The sequence below is a fragment of the Allobosea sp. P1_B10 genome, assembly GCF_056406735.1.
The window spans coordinates 105,584-127,193 of sequence record NZ_JBFTZP010000001.1 but is presented as its reverse complement, the minus strand read 5'-3'; the positions used below and the strand labels follow the sequence as shown (position 1 = coordinate 127,193).

Genomic DNA, 21,610 nt, shown 5'->3' with positions numbered 1-21,610 from the left:
GCACGGCCCGCTTGCGGTCGCGCCTTGCGAAGAGACCAGTCCCGTGACCCTGCATCGCTATCGTTCCCACACCTGCGGCGCCCTTCGCGAAAGCGATATCGGCAACCAGGTCCGCATCTCCGGCTGGTGCCACCGCATCCGCGACCATGGCGGCGTGCTCTTCATCGACCTTCGCGACCATTACGGCATGACGCAGGTCGTGATCGATCCTGATTCCCCGGCCTTCGCCGATGCCGAGATCCTGCGCGCCGAATGGGTCGTGCGCATCGAGGGTAAGGTCAAGCCACGCTTTGCCGGTACCGAGAACGCCAACCTGCCGACCGGCGCGGTCGAGGTCTTCGCGACCGGCATCGAGGTCCTGGGTCCGTCCGGCGAGCTGCCGCTGCCTGTCTTCGGCGATCTCGAATATCCCGAGGATACGCGGCTGAAATACCGCTTCCTCGATCTGCGCCGTGAAAAGCTGCACAACAACATCATGCTGCGCGCGAAGGTCATCGACTCCTTGCGCAACCGCATGAAGACCAGCGGCTTCAACGAATTCCAGACGCCGATCCTGACGGCGTCGTCGCCGGAAGGCGCGCGGGACTTCCTCGTGCCCAGCCGCCTGCATCCCGGCAAGTTCTACGCGCTGCCGCAGGCCCCGCAGCAGTACAAGCAGCTCCTGATGATGGCGGGCTTTGATCGCTATTTCCAGATCGCGCCCTGCTTCCGCGACGAGGATCCGCGCGCCGACCGCCTGCCGGGCGAATTCTACCAGCTCGACGTCGAGATGAGCTTCATCGAGCAGGAAGACGTCTTCACTACGATGGAGCCGGTCATCTCCGGCATCTTCGAGGAGTTCGGCAACGGCAAGTCTGTGACCAAGAACTGGCCGCGCATTCCTTACGCCGAGTCGATCCGCAAATACGGCTCCGACAAGCCGGACCTGCGCAACCCGCTCGAGATGCAGGACGTCTCCGAGCATTTCCGCAGCTCGGGCTTCAAGGTCTTCTCGCGCATTCTCGAGGATGAGAAGAACCGCGTCTGGGCCATTCCCGGACCGAAGGGCGGCAGCCGCGCCTTCTGCGACCGCATGAACTCCTGGGCGCAGGGCGAGGGCCAGCCGGGCCTCGGTTATCTCATGATCAAGGAAGATGGCGAAGGGCAGGGCCCGATCGCCAACAACATCGGGCCCGAGCGCGTCGCCGCGATCGTCGCCCAGATGGGCCTGAACCCGGGCGATGCCTGCTTCTTCGCTGCCGGCAACCCCGACAAGTTCTACAAGTTCGCCGGCGCGGCCCGTAACAAGGTCGGCCAGGAACTCGGCCTGATCGACGAGAACGCCTTTGCCTTCGCCTGGATCGTCGACTTCCCGATGTACGAGTACAACGAGGACGACAAGCGGGTCGATTTCTCGCACAACCCGTTCTCTATGCCCCAGGGAGGGCTCGAGTCGCTCAAGAACGACGATCCGCTGACGATCAAGGCGTTCCAGTACGACATCGCCTGCAACGGCTATGAGCTGGCGTCGGGCGGCATCCGCAACTACCGCCCCGAGGCGATGGTGAAGGCCTTCGAGATCGCCGGCTACGGCGAGGACACGGTGATCGAGCGCTTCGGCGGCATGTATCGCGCCTTCCAGTACGGCGCGCCGCCCCATGGCGGCATGGCGGCGGGCATCGACCGCATCATCATGCTGCTTGCAGGCGCCACCAACCTGCGCGAGGTCGCGCTGTTCCCGATGAACCAGCAAGCGGTCGACCTGCTGATGGGAGCACCGTCCGAGGCCTCGCCGAAGCAGCTGCGCGAAGCGCATCTGCGCATCAACGCGCCCGAGAAGAACGGCTGATCCACCATGACTTGCCTGATCCTGGCGCGGCCGCTGGCGCTTGCCTGCGTGCTCGCGCTGCCGCTGGGCGCCTGCGTCTCGCAGCACGCCAATCCCAGCGCCGGCCGTGCTGCGGAGCTTGCCAGCCTGGTGTCTCGCTCGGTTGCCTGCCATTCGGGCTACCCCCGCACCAGCACGCTCGACCGCTTCATCGCGGCCGAGAAGGTGCGCGGCGCGACGCCGGAGCAACTCGCCGGCGCGCGCTCGACCTATGTCACGGTCTCCGAGGCCGAGACGGTCAACCAGGACATCCAGCCCCGGGCCTGCGCGCCTGAGGAGCGGGCAGACGTCAAGGCACGGATGGGCCGCATCCGCGCCGGGCAGTTCGACGCACTCTGATCCGGCCTGCTTGCGATGAACCTGTCGAGACCATCCCTGCTATTGCCGATGCTGCTCGGGCTTGGCGCCTGCAACAGCACCGTCGGCCCGCTTCCGGGAACCCCGGAATATCTCGCGGCTCGCGTCTCGCGCGCCTATGATTGCGGCGTGCGGATCGACCGCAATGGCGTGATCGCGCGGCTTCCCCGGGAGGATCGTCCACGCTTCCTTGCGGCAAACGCGAGCTTCGCCGTGACGTCCTACAAGGCGCCGCGATCCTGCGACGCGGCCGAGCGCGCCAGCGTTCAGCGTGAGGCGAGCGGGCTCGGCCGCCGCTGATTTTGCTTGCGTCGCGGGCGTAGTCGCGACCACAACGCGCCGATGTCGCTCGCGCAATCCACCACCGCCCAAGCCGTCACCGCCCAGGCCATTACTGCCATCGTCGTCACCTATGACAGCGCGCAGGTTCTGCCGGCCTGCCTGGACGCGTTGGCCGGGGAGGGGGTGCCCGCACTCGTCGTCGACAATGCGAGCGCCGACGACAGCCGGCAGGTTGCAGCGTCGCGCGGCGCGCAGGTCATCGCGAACGCCAGCAACGAAGGCTATGGCCGCGCCAATACCATCGGCGCCAGCGCAGCGACGACGCCCTATATCCTGATCGTCAATCCCGATCTCGAGATCCAGAGCGGTGCGGCCTCGGCCCTGCTGGCCGCAGCCGAGCGCTATCCCGATGCCGGCATGCTCGCGCCCCGCATTGTCGAGCCGTCCGGGCGGGTGTTCCTGCAGCCGCGGTCGCTGCTGTCGCCGCCGCACCTCAACCGGAACGGCGAGATGCCGATCCCCACGGGCGACGCCTGCCTGCCGTTCCTGTCCGGCGCCTGCCTGCTGGTTCGCCGCGAGGTTTTTCTGGCGCTGGGCGGTTTCGACCAGAACATCTTCCTGTTCTACGAGGACGACGATCTGTGCCGGCGCATGCGGGATGCCGGCCACAGTCTCGTCCATGTCGATGCGGCCGAGGCCCGTCACGCGCGCGGTGGTTCCAGCCCGCCATCGCCACGGCGCCGCTTCACGGCGCGCTGGCACCTCGCCTGGTCCGAGCGCTATGTCGCGCGAAAATACGGGCTGGTGGGGCCAAACCTGATCAGGATGATAGAAAATGGCTTGAAGGCAGTGGCTTACGGGCTAATCTTGAATCAAACCAAGATGTTTGCCCATGCAGGCTCCTTTGCCGGCGCGTGGGCTTTCGCCCGGGGCGCGACCGCGCTCGGGCGCCAGGGGCTAGAGGGGCCGGAATGACCGACGCATCTTCGCCGATCCCGGGATCCGGCGGCTTTGCGGCCAGGAACAATTTCGGATTGATGCGGCTTCTGCTCGCGGTGGCCGTGGTGTTCTCACACGCCTTCAGCGTCGCGACGGGACGCGTCGACGACGAGCCTCTGGCTGCATCGACCGGACTGACCCTGGGCGAGCACGCGGTGAACGCGTTCTTCGCGATCTCCGGCTATCTGGTCGTGATGAGCTATGAGTGTCGCGGCTGGCGCGACTATGTGCTCGCCAGGGCGCTGCGCATCATCCCAGGTTTCGTCGCGGCAACCTGCCTCGTATCGCTCGTCCTGGGTGCCGCGATGACCCGGCTCGACATTCACGCCTATCTGGCAAGCCCTGAGCTCTGGCGTTTCATCACCCGCACCCTGACGAGCTTCAAGAGCGCAGCGTCGCTCCCGGGCGTTTTCGAGACGAACCCGCTGAGCTTCCCGCTTGGCACGGTCTGGACGCTCAAATACGAGGTGCTGTGCTATATCGGCGTGCTGGCTGCGGGCTTGGCGGGACTGCTGCGCCGACGCGGACTCGCGCTTGCCATCTGGGCCTGCCTCGTGGTCGCGGTCGTGGCGCTGTCGGTGAGCGCGCCGGACGGTCCCAAAGGCATCGAGACCGCTTTGCGGCTGCCGCTGATCTTCATGACCGGAGGCCTCGTCTATCTCTGGCGCGATCGCGTGCCGCTGTCGCTGCCGGGGCTGATCGCCGCCGTGGCTGTGGTCGCACTGCTGTCGCCGACGCCGCTCTACAAGGCGGCTCTCTATCTCGCGACGGCCTGGGGGACGCTGGTGCTCGCCATGGCTCCAGCGCTGACGCGGCGCGACACCGAACCGTCCGCAGACCTGTCCTATGGCATCTATCTCTATGGCTGGCCGGTGCAGCAGGCCTTCTTCGCGCTGTTTCCCGGTGTTGCGATGGCGCTGGCTTTCTGGCCCGCTCTGGCCGTGACCGCGTTGGTCGCTTGGCTCTCCTGGCACATGGTCGAGAAGCCGGCGATGAACCTCAAGCGTCGCCTGATGCAGGCAGGCCAAGCGACTCTGTCAATTCGCGAATCCGCTCCGACATCAGCAGGGGCAACAGTTCCGTGACGCGCGCCTCGCTGGCGTCCCACCAGCGCGTCGCCAGAAGTGCCGCGATCTCGGCCTCGCCGAAGCGCCGCCTGACGATCCTTGCCGGGTTGCCCGCGACAATCGCATAGGGCGGGACATCGCGGGTCACCACCGCACGGGCGGCGACCACCGCGCCATGGCCGATGGTCACGCCAGACAGCACCATGCATTGCGAGCCCAGCCAGACGTCGTGGCCGATGATGACGTCACCGCGCGTGGTGTCGCTGCCGGGCACGCCGCCCGCCGCCGGCCACAACCTCGCCATGGCCGGGAAGGGGTAGGTCGTCGCCCACTCCAGTCGATGATTGCCGCCGAGCAGGATCTCGACGCCATCGGCGATCGAGCCATAGCGACCGATGCGCAGCTTGGCCCCACTTTCGGGAAATCGGATCTTCGGCCTGCCATAGGTGGAAGCCCCGATTGCGATCTGGCCCGGTCGTCTCGCGACGAGATGGGCCAGATGCAGGCGCGTTTCATTGGCGGGGTTGACGCGTCGCCGCAGCCAGCCGCGCGCGGTCGGCGGGAGACCCGCCCACCACGCCGCAAGCCGACCGGGACGCCAGTCCAGGTCGGCTGCGAGCAGCGGTTCGTTGGGCGGAAACGGCCCTGTCGTCACTCGGCACTCGCCTTGATGTCGAGCTTGTCGAAGATCTCGGTGGGGTCGCCCAGCGTGATGACGTCGGCGAGGCCGAGTCCGCCGCTCGATTTCGCATTGGCCTGAACAGTCAGCGTGCCGGGCTTTGCGACGAAACGCGAGATAGCGGCCGTCAACGTCTTGGCGGCCTCGGAGGGCCCGAGGATCGCCGACAGGCCTAGGCTCGCCATCATCGCATACTGCTGGCGGATCTCGTCGGGCTTGCGCTTGGCCTTGCGGGCCTCGTTCTCGATCAGCTTTTCGAAGATTCCGAGGTTCTGCAGCTTGGCCTCGACGCTGCGGGCCGTGGCGCCCAGCGCCGCGACCTGCGCGAGGGCGAGATCGCTCGAGAACAGATCCTTGGTGACATTGCCCAGCGTGCCCTTGGCGTCGAGCTTGGCCATGCCGGCGCCACCGAACGAGATCGACCGGATGGCGAGTTCGCTGCGTGCTGCCTCCCAGGCGAGGTCGATCCGTGCCGACAGGTCGAGCAGCTTGTAGCCCATCGCGATCAGGTCGGCCGCTGCCGGGTTGTTGGGGCCTTCAACCACGGGCGCGCGCAGATTGTCGAGCGTCAGGCTGACATTGGTCGGCACGCCGTTGAGCGGCTCACCGGCCTTGAACTCGAAGGCGCCGATTCCGACCTTGACGGGCGGCAGCGCCGGCTGTCCGCGCTTGGCTGCCTGCGGCGCCTCGACTGACAGGCCAGCGAACCGCATGGTGCCCAGCGTCGGGATGAACTTGCGGAAGTCGAGCGTGTCCAGGTCGACATCCGGCGTGGCCAGCAGCGCCTTCAACTCACTGATCACCGGGCCGATCGAGAAGCCCGAATGGCTGATCGAGTCGACGGCGCCCGATGCACCGCCTCCGGAAAACTGAAGGCCTTCCAGCGCGAAGCCGGATTTGTCGGGAGTGTCCTCGCCGAAAGCGATCCGCGCCATCTTCATGGTGACGGTTTCGGATTTCGGCCCGGTCTTGGCGTCGTACGTGGCCGGCGGGGTGATGGTCATCGCGAGATCGCGCGCTTCGCCGCTGCCATAGGACAGCGTGTCGTACAGCGAGAGCAGGGAGATGCCCAGGCGTCGCTCCTCCTCGGTCTTCAGGCCCGGCGGCTTGGCGTCGGGTTCGCGCGAGGCTTTCTCGGCCGCTTCCGAGAGGGTGACGAGGCGCGCAATCACATCGGCCAGCGGCTCGTCACCGACCTTCGCCGCAAATCCGCGGCCCGACATCCGGCCCATCGACATCTTGCCGGCAGAGCCCATGTCGAGCGAGTAGCCCTCCTGCTCGAACCGTCCGAAGATCGGCTGCATCGTCTCGTTGACGCCAGGCTGTGCCCGCTCGGTCAGTACCCGCGCGACATGCTTGATGTCGAAGCCCTCGAAGCTCGTGCGCTTGAGGTCGCCTTTCATCGCTCCGGAGGGAGCGCCGGTGACCGTGATTGCGCCGCTGGCTGCGTCCCCGCGTTCGATCCTGCCGTCCCGGACATTGCTGAAGCGCACGTCGCGATAGGTGGTCACCTGCTTTTGCGGGCCGATCGTCTGCTCGAAGCGCAATTCGGGCGCGCTGATCTCGCCGGCATTGAGCTTGCCCATCCGCGAGACGGCGCTTTCGCCCGTCTTGCCGTCGAAGAGCGAGACAAAGGCCTCGCGCTCGAGGCTCGAGCCCTTGACGTCGATCTTTGGCACCACGATCGCCATCGAGCCGAAATCGAGCTTCAGTCCATCGATCTGGAAGTCGGCGGCGCAGACCGGGCCTGCGAAGGCAAACACACTCGCCATGAGCGCGGTGCGGAATGGCGTGAGCCGTCGAAGGGGCGTGGCGGTCATGCTGGTCTCCTGTTTGGTCGCGACCCTGCCGGAAGCTTGCGGCGAAGGGAAGACGGCCGGTCGGGTAGCGCGGATGAAATACTTGACCAAACCGCCCGCGTCGCCGGTATCTGTCTGAAATCCGCCATCTCTCATGTGGAGAGATGGCGACCTTCGCCTGTCGCCAATGGAGCACCCCGTCATGCGGGCCGCCTTGTCTGCCTTCTCCGCCTGCCTCGTCTGGATGCTGGTCGCGCTCGCGCCATCGGCCGCGCTTGCCCAGGCCGCTGCGCCCGGCGCGCCCGAGCAGTTGACCATCGTCAGCGGCGACAAGCGCCACGTCTTCCAGGTCGAGGTCATGCGCACGCCCGACCAGCGCGCGCGGGGCCTGATGCACCGCAACTACATGCCCGCCGACCGCGGCATGCTGTTCGATTTCGCCCGCAACGAGCCGGTCGCGATGTGGATGCAGAACACCTACATCACGCTCGATATGCTGTTCATCCGGGCTGACGGGACGATCGCGCGAATCGCCGAGCGTACCGAGCCACTCTCGACGCGCACGATTCCCTCCGGCGAGCCGGTGCTCTCGGTGCTGGAGATCAATGGCGGCATCAGCGACAAGCTCGGCATCAAGCCAGGCGACCGGATCGAGCACGCTTTGTTCAAGCGCTGAGCGCGTCGAAGCGATTTGCCCCGTAAATCGTCGCGTGTTCCCGGGCTTTCGCTTGCGGCGCAAGCCCACGCCGTGATAGCGAACCGCTGAGCGAGGAATGACCAAGTCGGGGTATAGCGCAGCCCGGTAGCGCATCTGCTTTGGGAGCAGAGGGTCCCAGGTTCGAATCCTGGTGCCCCGACCATTCCGCCGCCTCCGACGCCCCGCATCTTGGCGGGGCGATGAAACACCAGGTGACGGCCGAGCCAGACCATGACCGCACGCATCTACCGCCCGGCCCGCACGGCCATGCAGTCCGGCACCGCCAAGACGGAGCGCTGGCTGCTCGAATACGAGCCCGAGCGTCCGCGCGAGATCGAGCCGCTGATGGGCTGGACGTCGTCCGGTGACATGAAGAGCCAGCTGAAGCTCTGGTTCGACAGCGAGGCGGAAGCCGTGGCCTATGCCACGCGCAACGGCATTCCCTTCCGCGTCGAGCAGCCAAACGAGGCCAAGCGCCGGTCGATGGCCTATGCCGACAACTTCAAGTTCAGCCGCGTCGGGCAGTGGACGCACTGACGACTGGGGCGCCGTCTCCACCGGCGCCGATGATTTCCCGATAGGTGAGGGCGCTTCGCCCCTCGCTCGGGCGCGTAGCTCAGTTGGATAGAGCAGCGGACTTCTAATCCGCAGGTCGCAGGTTCGAATCCTGCCGCGCTCGCCACCATCCCCCAAAATGGGTGTGCGTTGCGCAAGGCCTGCGCCCGCAATGCGACACTCGCCATCCCGTTTGCAGTCGCCCGAGCGTCTGACTGACTACGCCTGTAGCAGGAGAAACCGCGGTCTCCACGGGACGGGACGGCTATCCGTCGATCACACGCAGGCGTGCGCCTGGCGCCCTCGCGGGCAGGGCGAAGGCGTCGATGACGTCAGCTAGCTCGTCAGAACCGTCTACGTCCTGTGCGCCTGGGCCGCCGTCTGGTTTGGAGCGATTTCGTCAGGCGGAGTCTCCATGTAGTTGAGAGTACCCATTTTTAGTCGATCGCCCCTCCCGAATGGGCGCTAATCTTAATGGTTAGCTAATTTGACTTGGATTTGCAAAGAATAGGCTCAGTATATCTCTCACTCCACCCGTTTTGGACTGGATAGCGAGAGGGCGATGAACATGGCTATCGAGACAACCGCCGGTCTATCCGCGAGCCAGGATGCGACGACCACGATCCCCGCGCTGATCGTTGCCAATTTTTTCGAAGGGGTGACGCCGTCGCTTGAGAGGCTTGCCGATCTCAGCGCATTTGCGCAGTTGCAGTTCGATTACTACTCCCTCATGGGCGTGGGGCAGCCTTTGCTGGGGCCCTACGAGGCGCTCGGACGGGGGTTCGGCGAGACTGAAGGGTTTCGCGCGAAGTATGGCGCACTGACCGATGATTTCGTCGCGACGGCTTATGCCGAGGTGTTCGGCCGGGCGCCGAACGCAGCTCAGGTTCAGCACTTCAATGCCCAGGTGGAGTATTTCGTCTCGATATACGTCCCGGCCGGCATTCCCGCCGAGACTGCCAGCCTGCTGGCCAAGGGCGCGGCCATCGGCCAGATGCTGGGCGAGGCGGCTTTGCACGGGTCGGCGGCCTTCGACTATTCCGGCGCGGCCATGTTGTTCATCGACAGGATGGACGATGCCGGCTTCGTCCCTGGCCAGCCCCTGTCGAACTTCGACCCCAACCCTCCCGTCGAGCCGGAGCCGATCGGCGCAACGCTGACGGACCACGTCCTGACGCTTTCGGCGGCGGACACCTACAAGCTGACGGTCAATGCATCCGGTGATCTCGTCGTCACCCGGGCAGGAACATCCATCGCTACGGTGATACCGGCGGGAGAGATCGACGCCCTCACCGGCGTCGTCATCGAGAGCGCGAGCGGTACTGCCGAGGTCAAGGGCTCGGATATCGCGTCCTTGCAGGTTTTGTCGATCTCGGGAGCGGGCAAGTTCAACGTAACCAACGTCGCGCTCGACACGCCCCCCTTCGTCGATGCGCCGAACCTGTCGAAGCTGACCTTCGACAGCGCGGACCCGACCGGCGTCCTCCCGGCCAACCTGCTCGTCAACGGCAGCTTCACCGACGCGTTCGTCGCGATGTGGGCGGGCATCAACTACGGCTACTATCCCGCATTGCCCGCTGGATCGGCTGTCCGGGACATGGTGTTGGTCGGATTGAGCAACGACTACGTCCAGTATCTGAAGGACCATGACCCGATTGATCTCGTGGTCCAGGTCGACGGGGCTGGGCAGCCCCGCGCCCAGACCTTGCATGACAGCCTGCTCGGCTACATCAACGACGCTGTCGTCAGCGCGCGTGTCGCGCAGCCGGACAACTACGACGACGTTCGCACTGCCGAATCGCTGACCTACGGCCCTCGGCCACATGCCGAGGGCTACACGAACGACCCTTCGGACGAGCGAGCGGCCCTCGCCTGGGACTTCACGAAGGGCCTGAAGCACGATGCCTATGAGAGCCATGCCGCCTCGGCATCGGTGGATTCGGCGGGCCTGCATAGCTCGGGCAATCTCTGGTTCGCCTTTGATGCGGGCACGGGACTTGTCAGCGGAAACGCTCCGACCGGTTTCAATCTCGGCCGTCATGAAGGGGCTGGTATCGAACTGGGACTGAAAGCCAGCCTGCATGATGGCGCCGACATCGCGCCGGCCAGCACCGCTGCGGACGGGACGACGCATTACACCGTCCCAGCCGGTGGCCTTGCGGGAGGCGGTGGCTTCACTGCAGCTCAGTGGGATCTCGACTTTTCGGCTTTGACAGGGCTGAACGGGCGATCGGCCGAAAATCTCTCCAGCTACGCCTTCGTCCTGCGTATCGATACCGATCCATCCGCGGGCGTGGTCTATCGCGACTTCCTGCTGGAAGGAGACGCCAGCACCGGCGTCTTCAACTGGGTGGACTCGACCGGGGCTCCAGCGGCGGTGGTCGCGGATGCCGATGGTGTCAATCCAAGCCTGTCGCAGAACTCGGTCAATTTCGGCGTCGAGTTCCTCCGGGACATGATCGACACGAGCCCCGCTCCTGGCGTCCAGCCCTATGCCCTCGCCGCCGGTCAGTTCGACGTCGAACTCACCGCGAGCCAGGGTGGGGTGCAACTTGTCGGCACTCACATCGTGATCGACGTCGTGTAAGCGCGAAGTCGGCGACGCCATGCGACCATCGAGCAAGCGGGCTTCTGGCCCGCTTGCTTTTTGACGACCTCGCCATCGTTCGCCTCATAGACTCCGGTACCTTTTCGCCTGGCCGCCCAGGCTCATGGCGTGTGCTGCGGCACGCCGCTTGCGGTGATAGGGCTGCCGGCGTAAACCGCGCCGGCGGTGTTTGGGGCCATCTCGCCTTGATCGCGCCCGAAAGGCTCGCCATTCCCCCGGCGAACGCGCCGCCACCGTGGCCTCCCGGCACGGGGTGGCGCTCGCCCTGCCGTTTCGGCACTCACTTGCGCGGTCCCCGGCGGGCCGCGAGGATGGACCATGGTTTCGCTCAGGCCCGCGATCGAACGTCTCGCCGCCATGGCCAGCGCCAGCCATGCCCGCGCCTGCGCATTCCTTGTGCTGTTGTCGCTAGCTGCGTTCCTGCCGGGATTCGTCACGTTGCAGCCGCTCGACCGTGACGAGCCGCGCTTCGCCCAGGCCTCCAAGCAGATGCTGGAGACCGGGGATTTCGTCGATATCCGCTTCCAGCAGGAGGCCCGGCACAAGAAGCCGGTCGGCATCTACTGGCTGCAGAGCGCCGCGGTTTCGGCCGGCGAGGCGCTTGGCGTGCCGCAGGCGCGCACCCAGATCTGGCTCTATCGCCTGCCATCGCTGCTCGGCGCGATAGCGACCGTGCTGCTCAGCTATTGGGCGCTGCTCGCCTTCCTGAGCCGACCCCTGGCATTGCTCGGCGCCGCCCTGATCGCGAGCTGCGTGCTGCTGGGCGTCGAGGCGCGGATCGCCAAGACCGATGCGGTGCTGGCGGCCTGCGCGGTCGCGTCGATGGGCGCGCTCGCCCGCGCCTGGCTCGACTGGACGCGTTCGCTCGCCTTCGTGCCACCACGCTGGAACTGGCTGGTCTTCTGGGGTGCCACTGCGCTCGGCCTGCTGATCAAGGGGCCGATCGTCCCGATGATCTGGGGCCTCGCCATCATCGTGCTGAGCCTGAGCCAGCGCAGCATCCGCTGGCTGAAGCCGCTGCGCTTCGGCCCGGGGCTGCTCATCTGCCTGATCGTGGTCCTGCCCTGGTTCGTGGCCATCGCCTGGAAGACGGGCGGCTCCTTCTTCGCCGAGAGCGTCGGAAACGACATGCTCGGCAAGGTCGCCGAGGGCCAGGAGAAGCACTGGGGGCCACCCGGGCTCTATCTGCTGATCTTCTTCGGCACCTATTGGCCGGCGGCCGCGTTTGCGGCGATGGCTGTGCCCTTCGCCTGGGTGCGTCGCCGCGAACCGCAGATCCTGTTCCTCCTGGCCTGGATCATCCCCTCCTGGATCGTCTTCGAGGCCGTCCCGACCAAGCTGCCACACTATGTGCTGCCGCTGTATCCGGCGATCACGGCGCTGCTGCTGCTGGCCGTCATCAACGGCGGCATCAACCGGTTCCGTACCGGCGCGGTCTCGACGGCGGCGCTCGTCTTCGTTGTGCCGCTCGCCCTGATAGGCGTCATTCTCTACGGCAACTGGACGCTCGATCACGCCCTGCCTTATGCCGCGCTGCCGGCGCTGCTCCTGGCGCTGGTCGTGGCCTGGCGCGTGGTCAGCGCCTTCCGTCGCGAGGATTTCGTCGGCGCTCTCTGGCGTTGCGTGCTGGCGAGCCTGCTGCTGGGCCTCGGAGTCTACGGCTTCTCCGTGGAGAGCCTGCAGTCGCTGCGGCTGTCGCCCCGTCTGGCCGCGGCAGTCCAGGCGGCCGGCTGCCCGGATCCCAAGGTCATCACAGTTGGCTACCGCGAGCCCAGCCTCGTCTTCCTGACCGGGACGGATCTGGCGATGGCGCCCGACGGCGCTGCAGCCGCTGCTTTCCTGGCGCAGCCGGGTTGCCGCATCGCCTTCGTCGAGAAGCGCTTCGAGGCCGGTTTCCAGGCCGGGCTCGCGCAGGCTTCTCTGACGCCGCGCCTGCTGACCACCTTGAGCGGCTTCAATCTCAATGGCGGGCGCAAGCTCGAAATCGCTGTCTTCGTGCGGCCCTGAAGCCGCGCGGTTCGTTTAATCTATCTTGCCCTGCAGACCGGTCTGACGCAGTTTGCGCGCCGCTTTCCCGGATGATGTTCAGTTGACCGAAACACCCACGCTATCGCCGCCGATGCTCAGCGTCGTCGTGCCTGTCCGCAACGAGGTCGGCAATGTCGCGCCGCTTCTGGCCGACATCGAGACCGCCTGCGCCGCGCTTGGCAGCTTCGAGGTCGTGTTCGTCGATGACGGCTCGAGCGACGGCACGCCTTCGGCCTTGCGCAATCTCGCCGCGACGCGTCCCTGGCTGCGGATCGTGACGCATGCGCAGTCCTGCGGCCAGAGCGCGGCCGTGCGCAGCGGCGTGCGCCATGCCCGCGCGGCGGTCGTTGCGACGCTGGATGGCGACGGCCAGAACGACCCGGCGTTCCTGCCGGCCATGTTCGAGGCGCTGCAGCAGGCGGGGATGCAGGCCGGCCTCGTCCAGGGCCAGCGCGTCGGGCGCAGGGATACCGGCTTCAAGAAGCTCCAGTCGCGCATCGCCAACGGTGTCCGCGGCGGGCTGCTCAAGGACGGCACCCGCGATGCCGGCTGCGGCCTCAAATGCTTCCGCCGGGAGGCCTATCTCGCCTTGCCCTATTTTGACGCGCTGCACCGCTTCATGCCCGCGTTGATGGTCCGCGAGGGCTACAAGGTCGTGCATCACGACGTGCGTGACCGGCCGCGCCTGACCGGTGTCTCGAATTATGGCTTCTTCGATCGGCTCTGGGTCGGTATCCTCGACCTCGTCGGCGTCTGGTGGCTGATCCGCCGCCGCAAGCGCGTGCCGCAGATCGTATCGGAGGCGACCCGATGATCATCTCGATCGGCCATGCCGTTTCCGACTACATCTACGACGTCTTCATCCTGAAGTTCGACTTTTGGCTCGCCTTCGGCATCATCGCGCAATTGCTCTTTACGGCGCGATTCCTGGTGCAATGGCTCGCCAGCGAGAAGGAGGGGCGCTCGGTCATGCCGCTGTCCTTCTGGTACTTTTCGCTGGGCGGCGGGCTGATGACGCTGATTTACGGCATCGTGCGTCGCGAGCCGATCATCATTATGGGCCAGGCTCTGGCCATGATCATCTACACCCGCAACATGGTCCTGATCTTTCGCGAGAAGCGCGCGAACCGGGCCCTGGCGCGCGGGAAGGTCTGAGGCCGGGCGCAAGTCCGCGACGCCTCCCTGCGCGCGCCGCGCCCGAGCGCTGCACCAGTTTGAGCATATCGGGTCCGGGTTCGCCCCTTTTCGAAGGCGCCCCGGAGCGATAATGGCGTGTGCAAGCCGTCGGCGGCGTCAGGACGCCGCGCGCAGCCTGTCGAAACCGGCGGCCAGGTCGGCCTTGAGGTCCTCGATATCCTCCAGCCCGATGTGGAGGCGGATGGTGGGCCCCTTGAAGTCGGGCGTCGTTGCCGTGCGGTATGGCTTGCAGTCGAAAGGCAGGGCGAGGCTCTCATAGCCGCCCCACGAAGCGCCCATCCCGAACAAGGTCAGCCCGTCCAGCATCGAGCCGACCGCCTTCAGATCGACCGGCTTGAGTTCGATCGCAAACAGCGAGGAGGCTCCGGTGAAGTCGCGCTTCCAGATGGCATGGCCGGGATCGCTCGGCAGGGCAGGGTGCAGCACGCGGGCGACTTCGGGCCGCTCGCTCAGCCACTGCGCCATGGCGAGGCCGGCCGGCATCTGCTCCTTCAGGCGCACGGACATGGTGCGAATGCCGCGCAGCGTCAGGAAGGCGTCTTCGGGCGCGATGATCACGCCGAGCAGGTCCCAGGCTTCACGAACCTGTTTGTAGAGTTCAGGCGTACGCATCGAGACGGTGCCGATCAGCACGTCAGAGTGGCCGGCATAATACTTCGTCCCGGCCTGCACCGAGATGTCGACGCCGTGCTTGTGGCTGTCGAAGTACAGCGGCGTCGCCCAGGTGTTGTCCATGATCACGAGGATGTCGCGCTCATGCGCCGCGGCGACGATCGCCGGGATGTCCTGCATCTCGAAGGTCTGGGAGCCAGGGGCCTCGGTCCACACCACTTTGGTATTAGGCTTGAACAGCTTGGCGATGTCGCCGCCAACTGCCGGATCGTAATAGCTGACCTCGATCCCCAGGCGCGGCAGCATCTTGTCGCAGAAATTGCGTTGCGGACGGTAGACGCTGTCGGTCACCAGAAGGTGATCCCCGGCAGACAGCGTGGCCAGCAGCGGCAGAGTGCAGGCGAGCAGGCCCGACGAGCAGACCACAACGCCGGCGCCGCCTTCAATGGTGTTCAGGGCCGCGATCAATGCGTCAATCGTGGGATTTCCCTGGGTTCCATAGGTGTAGCGCGCCTTGCGCGCGAGGAAGTCCTCCATGTTCGGATAGATCACGGTCGACCCGCGCACGATGGCGGGATTGACGAAGCCGTAGCTGTCGGCGGGGTCGCGGCCGGCCAGAACGAGACGGGTTTTCTCGCGCAGGCGAGCGAAATCAGGCGGGGACAGCTTTTTCATGGATCCGGGGCTGCGAGTGAGGTCAAGTGATGAAGGTCAGGCTTGACCCCCTCTTGAAACTCGCATGTGATGTTGAGGGTGAAAAGGGCGCCGTTGCATCGAAGCGTCATGCGCTTGACGCTCCTCGGAGGCTCTGGCAATCGACGTAGTGGGGCACGTCGCTTAAAATCTGTGCATCAAAATCGGCTGGAAAGCAGGGTGCAAACCGCCGAATGCCTGATCTGGTCGATGAGCCGTTTAACGGGGAGATATCCATTATGAAGAAGTTTTTGGCAGCCGCGATCGCAGGCCTCGGCCTTGCGGTCACCGCCACGGCGGTATCGGCTCAGGCGCCTGCGACCCTTGCCCAGATCAAGTCGCGTAACATCCTGAACTGCGGTTCGAACACCGGCCTCGCCGGCTTCGGCCTGCCTGACGCCCAGGGCAACTGGGTCGGCCTCGACGTCGATGTCTGCCGCGCCATTGCCGCTGCGATCTTCAATGATCCGGCCAAGGTCAAGTTCATCCCGCTCTCGGCGAAGGACCGCTTCACGGCGCTGCAGTCGGGTGAAACCGACGTTCTGGTCCGTAACTCGACCTGGACGATGACCCGCGACACGTCGCTCGGCCTGCTGTTCACCGGCGTGAACTACTATGACGGCCAGGGCTTCATGGTCCGCAAGAAGCTCGGCGTCACCTCCGCGCTGCAGCTGTCGGGCGCCTCGGTCTGCACCCAGCAGGGCACGACCACCGAGCTCAACCTCGCGGACTTCTTCCGCTCCAACAACCTGAAGTACGAGGTTGTCGCCTTCGCCTCGGCCGACGAGACGGTCAAGGCCTATGACGCCGGCCGTTGCGACGCCTTCACGACGGACGCCTCGGGCCTGTATGCCGAGCGCCTGAAGCTGACTGCTCCCGACGACCACATGGTCCTGCCCGAGATCATCTCGAAGGAGCCGCTCGGACCGTCGGTTCGCAACAACGATCCGCAGTGGTTCAACCTGGTGAAGTGGGTTGGCTTCGCGATGGTCAACGCCGAGGAGCTGGGGGTCACCAAGGCCAACGTCGACGAGATGCTGAAGTCGCCGAACCCGGAGATCAAGCGTCTGCTCGGCACCGAGGGCAAGTTCGGCGAGACCATCGGCCTGACCACCGACTGGGCGTACCGCATCATCAAGCATGTCGGTAACTACGGCGAATCCTTCGAGAAGAACGTCGGCGCCGGGTCGCTGCTCAAGATTGCACGCGGTCAGAACGCGCTCTGGACCAAGGGCGGCCTGCAATACGCACCGCCGGTCCGCTAAGACCTGATGCGAGCGCCGGTGACCCCGGCGCTCGTTTCATTTCAAGGGGTTCGACAGGACCCTACTAGGCAAAAAGGAGGATAGACCGAGGCAGGGGCTTGGTCCGGGACTTGCAGAGGTTACGAGAACGGGCATGAACCCGTTCCGCCAAACAGGGGAAAAGAAAAAATGAAGAAGCTATTCGCCGCAGCGCTCGTCGCTGCAGCAACGTCGGTCGGCGTCGGCAGTGCCGAGGCACAGACGGGGGGGCTGCTCGCCCAGATCAAGAGCAAGGGCGTGCTGACCTGTGGCGTCGGTCCCGGCCTGGCCGGTTTCGGTATCCCTGATGCCCAAGGCGTGTGGAGCGGCCTCGATGTCGATCTCTGCAAGGGCATTGCGGCGGCGGTCTTCAACGACCCCATGAAGGTCAAGTACATCCCGCTTTCGTCGAAGGATCGGTTCACCGCGCTGCAATCCGGCGAGGTCGATCTGTTGTCGCGCAACACCACCTGGACCATGTCGCGCGACACCTCGCTCGGCCTGAACTTCGCAGGCGTGAACTACTATGACGGCCAGGGCTTCATGGTCCGCAAGAAGCTCGGCGTCGATTCCGCGCTGAAGCTTGCCGGCGCTTCCGTCTGCACGCAGCAGGGCACCACGACCGAACTCAACCTCGCGGACTTCTTCCGGTCAAACAAGCTGAAGTACGAAGTCGTGGCCTTTGCGAGCGCCGACGAGACGATCAAGGCCTATGAGGCCGGTCGCTGCGATGCCTTCACGACGGACTCCTCGGGCCTCTATGCCGAGCGTTTGAAGCTGGGCGTGCCTGCCGACCATATCGTCCTGCCCGAGATCATCTCCAAGGAGCCGCTCGGACCGGCGGTGCGCCATGGCGACGACACCTGGCTCGACATCGTCAAATGGACGCACAACGCCATGCTGAATGCCGAGGAACTCGGCATCACCAAGGCCAATGTCGATGAGATGCTGAAATCCGACAACCCGGAGATCAAGCGTCTGGTCGGCACCGAGGGCAAGTACGGCGAGGCGATCGGGCTGACCAATGATTGGGCCTATCGCATCATCAAGCATGTCGGAAACTACGGCGAATCCTTCGAGCGCAATGTCGGCACCGGCTCGCTGCTGAAGATCGCGCGCGGCCAAAACGCGCTGTGGACAAAAGGCGGCCTGCAATACGCTCCCCCGATCCGCTGAACTAAGCGTTCTGTGGCGCAAGCTCGCGGGCTTGCGCCACAGGGTTTTTTGGATCGCACTCAGACGAAGACGCGACCTCCGGCTCAGAGCCTGAACGGCCACCGTCGGATCGTCGGCTGAACCAGACGACAAGAAGGGCGTACAAGTGTCGACAATTCCGACCGAGACAGTGCAGCCGGGCAAAGCCTCGCTGCTCTACGATCCCAAGATCAGGGGCTATGTCTATCAGTTCGCGTTGCTTGCGATCGTCGGCTTCCTGATCTGTTCGGCGGCCTCAAACGCCATCGAGAACCTGCGCGCCCAGAAGATCGCCTCCGGCTTCGGCTTCTGGCACAACGCTGCGGGCTTCGACGTCAATCAGAAGCTCATTCCCTTCAGCGCCTCGGGCTCGACCTATGGCGAGGCCTTCTATGTGGGCCTGCTGAACACCCTGCTGGTCGCCGCGATCGGCATTGTGCTCTCGACCTTCCTCGGCTTTTTCGTCGGCGTCGCAAGGCTCTCGCCAAACTGGGTCCTGTCCAAGCTCGCGATGATCTATGTCGAGGTCATCCGCAACCTGCCGCTGCTTCTGCAGCTGTTCTTCTGGTACAACGCGGTCCTGAAGCCGCTGCCGAACCCGCGCGACTCCATCTCCCTTCCCGCCGGCGCGCTGCTCAACAATCGCGGCCTGTATCTGCCTGATCCGCACCTCGGCCCGAATGGCGGGTTGATCATCTGGGCGTTCGTCATCGGCATCGTGGTCTGGCTGGCGTTCCGCGCCTGGGCGCACAAGCAGCAGGCGGCGACAGGCCGGCAGTACCCGATTGGCTGGTCCGCGCTGGGCCTGATCATCGGCCTGCCGCTGCTGGTCTATTTCGCGACCGGCCGCCCTGTTTCCTTCGTCTATCCCGAGCTCGCCGGCTTCAACCTGCGCGGCGGCATCCAGATCTTCCCCGAGTTCGTGGCGCTGCTGCTGGGTCTGACGACCTACACAGCGGGCTTCATCGCCGAGGTCGTGCGCGCCGGCATTCTCGCCGTGTCGAGGGGGCAGACCGAGGCCGCCAACGCGCTCGGATTGCGTGCCGGGCCGACGCTGAAGCTTGTGGTCATCCCGCAGGCGATGCGCGTGATCATCCCGCCGTTGACGTCGAACTACCTCAACCTGACCAAGAACTCCTCGCTTGCCGTCGCGATCGGTTATCCCGATCTCGTCCAGGTCTTCACCGGCACGGTGCTGAACCAGACCGGGCAGGCGGTCGAGGTCGTCGCCATCACCATGGCGGTCTATCTCACCATCTCGCTCGTCACCTCCTTCATCATGAATATCTACAACAAGCGCATGGCGCTGGTGGAACGGTGAGGGCGCCACGATGACCGACGCAACACTCGAGAACGCCAAATTCGCCTTCGTCCGCAAGGAGACGCTGCAGCAGGAGACGCCGCCGCTATCCGTCGCGGGGCCCGTCGCCTGGATCCGCGCCAACCTGTTTTCCGGGCCGGTGAACACGTTGATGACGCTGGTCTGCGTCTATTTCGTCGTGACCACCGTGCCGGAACTGGTGAAGTTCTACTTCATCGACGCGGTCTGGAGCGGCACCAACCGCGATGCCTGCCTGGCGGACAAGGTCGGCCGTCCGGTCGGCGCCTGCTGGGCCTATATCGCCGACCGTTTCCAGTACTTCGTCTATGGCTCCTATCCGATCCCGCAGCGCTGGCGCGTCAACATCGTCTTCGCAATGTTCGCGCTCGGCGTCGTCTGGCTGCTGTGGGAAAGGGTGCCGCTGAAGAAGGTCGGGTTCTTCTACTTCTTCGTGCTGCTGCCGATCAGCGCCTATGTGCTCCTCCTCGGCGGCGCCACCGCCGAAGGTTTCCTGCGCTGGCTCATCCTGATCACCATCGCGCTGATGGTGGTCTACCTCGTGCTCTCCTTCGCTCCTGGGCTGGCGCGCTTCTGGCTCGGGCCGGCCTTCCTGGCGGTCGAGGAGGCCCTGCCGCCGTGGCAGCGCTTCCATCGACCCAAGCGCCTGCTGCTGCTCTCGCTCGTCGTCTTCGGCTTGATCGCAATCCTGGCCGACACCGCAAGTCTCCCCCGCGTCGACACCGGGCTCTGGGGCGGCATGATGGTGACCTTCCTGATCGCGGCGGTCGGCATCGTGTTCTCGCTGCCGCTCGGTGTGGTGCTGGCGCTCGGCCGGCGCTCGAAGCTGCCGATCATCCAGCTGCTCTCGGTGGTGTTCATCGAGATCGTGCGCGGCGTGCCGTTGATCACGGTGCTGTTCATGGCCAACACCATGCTGCCGCTCTTCGTGCCTCAGGAATATTCGCCTGACCGCCTGCTGCGGCCGCTGATCGGCGTCGCACTCTTTGCGGCGGCCTACATGGCGGAGGTCATTCGTGGTGGCCTGCAGGCCATTCCGAAGGGCCAGTACGAGGGCGCGATGTCGCTCGGGCTCGGCTACTGGCAGATGATGCGGCTGATCATCCTGCCGCAGGCGCTGCGCATCGTCATCCCGGGCATCGTCAACACCTTCATCGGGTTGTTCAAGGACACGACGCTGGTCACGATCGTCGGCATCTTCGACTTCCTGCGCACCATCGAGGCGACGCTCGTCGATCCGACCTGGGCGACGCCGACCACCCGCGCGACAGGCTATGCCTTCGCCGCAATCTTCTATTTCTTGTGCTGCTGGGGTATGTCGCGCTACTCGATCTCGGTCGAGAAGCGGCTCGCCGCCGGTCAAAAGCGTTAAGGGGACTATCAATCATGACCATGGCACAGACCACCGCCGCGAGCCGTCCCAGCGCCTTGAAGGTGACCTCGCTGAACACCCCGACCGCCGTCGAGATGATCGGCGTCAACAAATGGTACGGCGAGTTCCACGTCCTGCGCGACATCAACCTCAAGGTCGAGCGCGGCGAGAAGCTCGTGATCTGCGGCCCCTCGGGCTCGGGCAAGTCGACGATGATCCGCTGCATCAACCGTCTGGAAGAGCACCAGAAGGGCCAGATCATCGTTGACGGCACCGAACTGACCAACGACCTCAAGAAGATCGACGAAATCCGCCGCGACGTCGGCATGGTGTTCCAGCACTTCAACCTGTTCCCGCATCTGACGATCCTGGACAATCTGACGCTGGCGCCGATCTGGGTTCGCAAGATGCCCAAGAAGGACGCTGAAGAGATCGCGATGCACTATCTGACGCGCGTCAAGATACCCGAGCAGGCCCACAAGTACCCGGGCCAGCTCTCGGGCGGCCAGCAGCAGCGCGTGGCGATTGCGCGCTCGCTCTGCATGAGCCCCAAGATCATGCTGTTCGACGAGCCGACCTCGGCGCTCGATCCGGAGATGGTCAAGGAGGTGCTCGACACGATGGTCTCGCTCGCCGACGAAGGCATGACCATGCTCTGCGTCACGCACGAAATGGGCTTTGCCCGTCAGGTCGCCGACCGCGTGATCTTCATGGATGCCGGCCAGATCGTCGAGATGAACGAGCCGAATGCCTTCTTCAAGAACCCGCAGCACGAGCGCACCAAGCTCTTCCTGAGCCAAATCCTGCACTGAAGCTCCCAGTAGCCCGGGGGCGGCGATAACGCGACGCTCCCGGTCACCACGCATGGCCGCGCGGGTCGCGGTGACCCGGCCCGATGATGAGAAAATCGGGCTGCTGTCTGTGCCAACTATCGCCTTGAGAACAGGCATGTTCCTGGGCTTCACCGCCAAGTAACGCATTG

At 65.1% G+C, this 21,610-nt stretch carries 19 protein-coding genes and 2 tRNA genes; 18 read left to right on the top strand and 3 right to left on the bottom strand.

Translation table 11 applies throughout. The features are described 5' to 3' along the window. The first annotated feature begins 49 nt into the window (after positions 1–49). From aspS to AC1D2L_RS00640, 5 genes are read left to right on the top strand one after another with little or no spacing between them, the layout of a single operon-like run. On the top strand, positions 50–1,828 hold the full coding sequence (gene aspS, locus AC1D2L_RS00660; protein WP_476844643.1) for an aspartate--tRNA ligase: 1,779 nt from the start codon (positions 50–52) through the stop codon (positions 1,826–1,828). Between the two features lie 6 nt (positions 1,829–1,834). Further along, positions 1,835–2,206: a hypothetical protein gene (locus AC1D2L_RS00655; protein ID WP_476843885.1), complete on the top strand. Its 372-nt coding sequence runs from the start codon at positions 1,835–1,837 to the stop codon at positions 2,204–2,206. 15 nt (positions 2,207–2,221) lie between these two features. After that, the gene (locus AC1D2L_RS00650; protein WP_476843884.1) at positions 2,222–2,524 is read left to right on the top strand and encodes a hypothetical protein; all 303 of its coding nucleotides are present in this window, start codon (positions 2,222–2,224) and stop codon (positions 2,522–2,524) included. Positions 2,525–2,566: 42 nt separating this feature from the next. After that, the gene (locus AC1D2L_RS00645) at positions 2,567–3,481 is read left to right on the top strand and encodes a glycosyltransferase family 2 protein (RefSeq protein WP_476843883.1); all 915 of its coding nucleotides are present in this window, start codon (positions 2,567–2,569) and stop codon (positions 3,479–3,481) included. Then, positions 3,478–4,590 carry an acyltransferase family protein gene (locus AC1D2L_RS00640; protein WP_476843882.1) on the top strand — a complete coding sequence of 371 codons (1,113 nt, stop codon included), beginning with the start codon at positions 3,478–3,480 and terminating at the stop codon, positions 4,588–4,590. Before AC1D2L_RS00645 ends, AC1D2L_RS00640 begins: the two co-directional genes overlap by 4 nt. Here AC1D2L_RS00640 and AC1D2L_RS00635 read toward each other — a convergent pair. Beyond that, positions 4,505–5,113, bottom strand: a complete 609-nt coding sequence (locus AC1D2L_RS00635; RefSeq protein ID WP_476844642.1) for a CatB-related O-acetyltransferase — start codon at positions 5,111–5,113, stop codon at positions 4,505–4,507. The genes AC1D2L_RS00640 and AC1D2L_RS00635 overlap by 86 nt on opposite strands. Positions 5,114–5,223: 110 nt before the next feature. Beyond that, on the bottom strand, positions 5,224–7,071 hold the full coding sequence (locus AC1D2L_RS00630) for a hypothetical protein (RefSeq protein WP_476843881.1): 1,848 nt from the start codon (positions 7,069–7,071) through the stop codon (positions 5,224–5,226). A gap of 181 nt (positions 7,072–7,252) precedes the next feature. On the opposite strand from AC1D2L_RS00630, the gene AC1D2L_RS00625 reads away from it, so the two are divergent. The 8 genes from AC1D2L_RS00625 to AC1D2L_RS00590 all read left to right on the top strand — a co-directional run bounded on the left by AC1D2L_RS00625 (position 7,253) and on the right by AC1D2L_RS00590 (position 14,093). Continuing rightward, positions 7,253–7,726, top strand: a complete 474-nt coding sequence (locus AC1D2L_RS00625) for a DUF192 domain-containing protein (protein ID WP_476843880.1) — start codon at positions 7,253–7,255, stop codon at positions 7,724–7,726. Between the two features lie 107 nt (positions 7,727–7,833). Then, positions 7,834–7,910 (top strand) — tRNA-Pro (locus tag AC1D2L_RS00620). Between the two features lie 68 nt (positions 7,911–7,978). Next, positions 7,979–8,284: an ETC complex I subunit gene (locus AC1D2L_RS00615; RefSeq protein WP_476843879.1), complete on the top strand. Its 306-nt coding sequence runs from the start codon at positions 7,979–7,981 to the stop codon at positions 8,282–8,284. A 68-nt stretch (positions 8,285–8,352) separates the two neighbouring features. Continuing rightward, a tRNA-Arg gene (locus AC1D2L_RS00610) sits at positions 8,353–8,429 on the top strand. 441 nt (positions 8,430–8,870) lie between these two features. Further along, positions 8,871–10,889 (top strand): hypothetical protein, encoded by a 2,019-nt coding sequence (locus AC1D2L_RS00605; RefSeq protein WP_476843878.1) that lies wholly within the window; start codon positions 8,871–8,873, stop codon positions 10,887–10,889. Positions 10,890–11,228: 339 nt separating this feature from the next. Beyond that, positions 11,229–12,917, top strand: a complete 1,689-nt coding sequence (locus AC1D2L_RS00600) for an ArnT family glycosyltransferase (protein WP_476843877.1) — start codon at positions 11,229–11,231, stop codon at positions 12,915–12,917. Between the two features lie 112 nt (positions 12,918–13,029). Beyond that, positions 13,030–13,752 carry a glycosyltransferase family 2 protein gene (locus tag AC1D2L_RS00595; protein WP_476844641.1) on the top strand — a complete coding sequence of 241 codons (723 nt, stop codon included), beginning with the start codon at positions 13,030–13,032 and terminating at the stop codon, positions 13,750–13,752. Next, a complete protein-coding gene (locus AC1D2L_RS00590) occupies positions 13,749–14,093 on the top strand; it encodes a lipid-A-disaccharide synthase N-terminal domain-containing protein (RefSeq protein ID WP_476843876.1) in 345 nt (114 codons plus the stop codon). Before AC1D2L_RS00595 ends, AC1D2L_RS00590 begins: the two co-directional genes overlap by 4 nt. Before the next feature lie 138 nt (positions 14,094–14,231). Here the strand turns inward: AC1D2L_RS00590 and metC are convergent, their stop codons facing one another. Further along, positions 14,232–15,422, bottom strand: coding sequence for a cystathionine beta-lyase (metC, locus tag AC1D2L_RS00585; RefSeq protein ID WP_476843875.1), 1,191 nt, complete (start codon positions 15,420–15,422; stop codon positions 14,232–14,234). Positions 15,423–15,679: 257 nt separating this feature from the next. On the opposite strand from metC, the gene AC1D2L_RS00580 reads away from it, so the two are divergent. The 5 genes from AC1D2L_RS00580 (at position 15,680) to AC1D2L_RS00560 (ending at position 21,440) form a co-directional block, all read left to right on the top strand. After that, positions 15,680–16,705 (top strand): amino acid ABC transporter substrate-binding protein, encoded by a 1,026-nt coding sequence (locus tag AC1D2L_RS00580; protein ID WP_476843874.1) that lies wholly within the window; start codon positions 15,680–15,682, stop codon positions 16,703–16,705. A 168-nt stretch (positions 16,706–16,873) separates the two neighbouring features. After that, positions 16,874–17,899, top strand: coding sequence for an amino acid ABC transporter substrate-binding protein (locus AC1D2L_RS00575; RefSeq protein WP_476843873.1), 1,026 nt, complete (start codon positions 16,874–16,876; stop codon positions 17,897–17,899). A gap of 145 nt (positions 17,900–18,044) precedes the next feature. Next, positions 18,045–19,238: an amino acid ABC transporter permease gene (locus AC1D2L_RS00570; RefSeq protein ID WP_476843872.1), complete on the top strand. Its 1,194-nt coding sequence runs from the start codon at positions 18,045–18,047 to the stop codon at positions 19,236–19,238. A gap of 10 nt (positions 19,239–19,248) precedes the next feature. After that, positions 19,249–20,628, top strand: a complete 1,380-nt coding sequence (locus AC1D2L_RS00565; protein WP_476843871.1) for an amino acid ABC transporter permease — start codon at positions 19,249–19,251, stop codon at positions 20,626–20,628. A 95-nt stretch (positions 20,629–20,723) separates the two neighbouring features. Continuing rightward, entirely contained in the window at positions 20,724–21,440 is a 717-nt protein-coding gene (locus AC1D2L_RS00560; protein WP_476844640.1) for an amino acid ABC transporter ATP-binding protein, read from the top strand. Positions 21,441–21,610 lie beyond the last annotated feature (170 nt).